At 70.5% G+C, this 3307-nt stretch carries 5 protein-coding genes and 1 pseudogene; 4 read left to right on the top strand and 2 right to left on the bottom strand.

All coding sequences use genetic code 11. The annotated features are described in order from the left end of the window. The 4 genes and pseudogenes from D7V93_RS40700 to D7V93_RS40685 form a co-directional block, all read left to right on the top strand. Positions 1-697 (top strand): annotated as a pseudogene (locus tag D7V93_RS40700) (hypothetical protein); the annotation flags it as partial. A gap of 17 nt (positions 698-714) precedes the next feature. Next, positions 715-1053, top strand: a complete 339-nt coding sequence (locus D7V93_RS40695; protein ID WP_120648380.1) for an FmdB family zinc ribbon protein — start codon at positions 715-717, stop codon at positions 1051-1053. A 66-nt stretch (positions 1054-1119) separates the two neighbouring features. After that, entirely contained in the window at positions 1120-1323 is a 204-nt protein-coding gene (locus tag D7V93_RS40690) for a hypothetical protein (RefSeq protein ID WP_120648379.1), read from the top strand. A gap of 53 nt (positions 1324-1376) precedes the next feature. Then, the gene (locus tag D7V93_RS40685; protein WP_120648378.1) at positions 1377-2141 is read left to right on the top strand and encodes a hypothetical protein; all 765 of its coding nucleotides are present in this window, start codon (positions 1377-1379) and stop codon (positions 2139-2141) included. 15 nt (positions 2142-2156) lie between these two features. On the opposite strand, the gene D7V93_RS40680 is transcribed toward D7V93_RS40685, so the two are convergent. Beyond that, positions 2157-2894 (bottom strand): PHP-associated domain-containing protein, encoded by a 738-nt coding sequence (locus D7V93_RS40680; RefSeq protein ID WP_120648377.1) that lies wholly within the window; start codon positions 2892-2894, stop codon positions 2157-2159. An 84-nt stretch (positions 2895-2978) separates the two neighbouring features. Then, positions 2979-3254: a hypothetical protein gene (locus D7V93_RS40675; protein WP_120538309.1), complete on the bottom strand. Its 276-nt coding sequence runs from the start codon at positions 3252-3254 to the stop codon at positions 2979-2981. Between the last annotated feature and the right edge of the window lie 53 nt (positions 3255-3307).

Genomic DNA, 3307 nt, shown 5'->3' with positions numbered 1-3307 from the left:
CATCAAGCGCGAGCTGCCCCGCCCCCGCGGCCGCTTCACCCGCGTGGAGGCCCAGCGACTGTCGTTCTTCGAACTGACGCGCGCCGAGGGCAAGGCCACGCTGGAGGAGGCCATCGAGGCCACCGAGCACCGCTACTCGCTGCTGCGCACGCTGGAGCACCGCTACAATGGCCCGCGCGGCGAGCTGACCCAGGTGGACATGGAGAACGCGCTGCGCCAGCACGGCATCATGGAGGTGCTGGAGGAGCGGGAGCGGAACAACCTCCTGACCGCCTACGCCACGCAGCGTGGCGCCACCGGCCGCGTGGCCTGGGCGCTCGGCCTGAGCCCCAGCGAGCTGCAGCGGCTGACGCACGCGCTCCACCTCTCCGCGGAAGTGGAGACCCTGCGCGAGCGGTTCCGTTCCGAGGTGCTGACCAACTCCCACCTCACCCACCGGTTGGATCTGCTCGGCCGGGACAAGTACCTGGCGGACCTGGGCATCCAGAAGAAGTTCACCGACTCGCTCCGCAAGGAGCTGGAGCGACTGGTGAAGGATTCGATGTCGGACGCCACTGATCTCCACTCGCTGGCCAACGTCGTGGGTCGTAAACACGGCGCGCCCGCGGAGCTGGTCACCCGCGCCTTCGAGCGCCTGGGTCTGGCGGAGTCCCTGCGCAAGCAGCTCTCCTCCCAGACCGTTCCCCCTTCGCCCTGAGACGAGGTACCCACCCCATGCCCATCTACGAGTACGGCTGCTCGGCCTGTGGAAAGACCATCGACGTGCTGCAGAAGATGTCCGACCCCGCTCCCGCCGCGTGCACCGCGTGCGGCGCCGGGGGAACGCTGACCAAGCAGGTCAGCCGCTCCAGCTTCCACCTCAAGGGCGGTGGCTGGTACTCGGACCTCTACGGCTCCACGAAGAAGGACGGCGGAGGCGCTTCGTCGTCTTCGTCCACCACGTCATCGCCCTCGACGAGCACCGCCGCGCCGGCCAGCAGCACGCCCGCGGCCAGCAGCACGCCCGCGGCCTCCTCCGGGAGCACGTCGTCCGCGTCCGGCGACAAGTCGTAGCGGTCCGCCGGAACACCGACGGCCGAAAATTCGCTGGGGGCCTGGGGTGGGCGCACACTTCGTGTCGTGCCCTTCCCGCCCTCGAAGCGTCCTCCCCGCCACTGCGCGCTGTGCGGTCATCCGGAGCTGACGGATGCGCGGGGGCAGGGGCGGTTCCTCCTGGTCGCCGACCCGCACGGGCGGGGTCCGGTGTGTCCCGCGCAGCGCGGCTGCCGCAACGGCAAGCTCGCCGCGACGGACACGCCGGCGCTGACGCAGGCCATCCGCTAGGCTAAGCAGGCACCCGTTCCGCGCGCGTTCCATCCCGCGCGCGTCCAGGTGCCATGACGCGTTCCTCCTCCCGCCCGTCGTCCCTCCTCCTGGTGCCGCTGCTGGCCGTTGTCAGTGCTGGCATCGGTGCCGGCTGCGCCTCCGCCACCCGCATGTCCCCCGAGGATCGCGCCTCGTTGGACCGCGCCCTCACCGGCCCGGACGCGGATCAGTACCTGCGCGTCTCCGCGTACCTGACGCCCTTCTTCGGGGACGGCTCCAAGCGGCTGCTGACGCCCTACCCGCCCGAGGACGTGCGGCTCCTGGACGACACCAGCGGCAAGCCCATCAGCCCCGGCGCCATCCAGGCCACGGTGCCCGCGGGCGCGCGCGTGCGGATCACGAAGGTGGAGTTCCCCACCGCGTGGGTCGTCACCGAGCGCCTCCTCTACACCCCGCGCTCCTGGCCGTGGGTGTACCTCACGGTGGAGGGCGCGCCGCCGGGTGAACAGGTGGTGCTGGTGCTCCCGCCCAACCTGGACCGCCCGGCCGACTTCCGCACGGAGCTGGAGAAGACGCTGTCGCCGCGCTCGCTGACGGATCAGCTGGACGGCTTCAGCGCCACGGTGAAGGAGGCGGTGCGCACGAAGAAGCTCGTCGCGGACATGCCCGCGGACGCGGTGCGCATGGCCTGGGGCCCGCCGGAGACGGTGCGCCGCACGCTGGAGGGCACCGCGAAGAACGAGGAGTGGCGCTACGCCGGGGAGCGCCGCAAGGCGTTCCTCACCGACGGCCGCCTGGTGCGCGCCGAGGAAGCGGGCAACGCCGTCCTGCCCTGAGGGCGGTGAAGACGCCTAGCGACGGCCGCCGCGGCGGTGCTGCTTCTTGCCGCCGCCGCCCCCGCCGCCCTTGCGCTGGGCCTGGGCCTCGCCGGGACGGGTGAGGCGGGGCAATTCGCCGGCCATCACCGGCCAGTAGTCGCCCTTGAAGAGCTCTTCCACGAGCTGCGCCTGGGTGAGCACGTCGCGCTTGAAGAAGGTCGCGCCCCGGCCCATCTCGTCCAGGGAGCCGCGCGCGTCGCTGCCGCCCACGCAGGGCAGCTTGAGCACGTCCGCGGCCTCCACGGCCAGGTCGTTGGCCGTCTGCTTCACCTTGGCGTTGTAGCCCTCCACGGCGCACAGCACGCCCGACAGCGAGCGCACGTACTCCATGGCGGGGTTGGGCACGTCCCGGTCGAACGGCCGCGCCGCGACGATGGCCGCGCCCAGGGCCTTCACCTTGGGCAGGCACTCCGCCGCGCTCCACGGCTTCTCCCGGTTGCTCCCCCACAGCTGCACGGGCTCCGGCGCCATCTCCGGCTTCGGGAAGAAGCACAGGTACTGGCCCCGGTCCGTGACGAGCTCCAGGCCCACGAAGACCTTCACCTTGGCCTTGGCGCCGATCTCGAAGAGCTCGTCGCAGCCGTCCTGGGTGTTGGTCTCCGTGAACGCGACCGCGTCCAGGCCGAACAGCGCCGCCCGCTCCAGCACGGCGCGCGGCTCCAGGTCGCACCCCTTGGACAGGTGGGAATGGGCGTGTAGGTCGATGAGCATGGGCGAGCCGTGCCTAACAGGCCTCCTTGGGCCTGTCGAGCCTGCGCGAACGCCCGGGAAGACGCCCGGAAGAGGGCCCGTCCCTCAGGCGAAGGCGTAGGACTGGAAGTTGCCCTGCTTGGCCTGGGTGTTCTTCTCCTCGTAGGTGCGGATGAGGTAGCCCATCAGCATCAGCGACGAGGTGTTCTCCAGCACCCGCGAAGGATCCTTGGAGATGAGGTTCGCGCTGTAGTTGAGGAAGAACTGGGCCAGCTCCTCGCCCGCCTCCTTCACGATCAGGGCGTTCAGAGCGCTCGGCTCCATGGTGCGGATGGTGTTGATGAAATCCACCGCGAGGTCCTTCTTCGTCTTCATGTCCACGGTCCTGCCCCCTTTTTCCCGCCCATGCCCTTGAGACCGCCACGGTCCAAGGC

The organism is Corallococcus llansteffanensis (genome assembly GCF_003612055.1).
Taxonomy (GTDB): Bacteria; Myxococcota; Myxococcia; order Myxococcales; family Myxococcaceae; genus Corallococcus; species Corallococcus llansteffanensis.
Note: the sequence above shows the minus strand (reverse complement) of the source record. Positions and strands in the feature narration are given on the sequence as shown.

Bases quoted from the DNA above. Each gene is read 5' to 3' on its own strand.
- D7V93_RS40680 (WP_120648377.1), bottom strand. From the start codon at position 2,894: ATGCTCATCGACCTACACGCCCATTCCCACCTGTCCAAGGGGTGCGAC.
- D7V93_RS40685 (WP_120648378.1), top strand. From the start codon at position 1,377: ATGACGCGTTCCTCCTCCCGCCCGTCGTCCCTCCTCCTGGTGCCGCTG.
- D7V93_RS40695 (WP_120648380.1), top strand. From the start codon at position 715: ATGCCCATCTACGAGTACGGCTGCTCGGCCTGTGGAAAGACCATCGAC.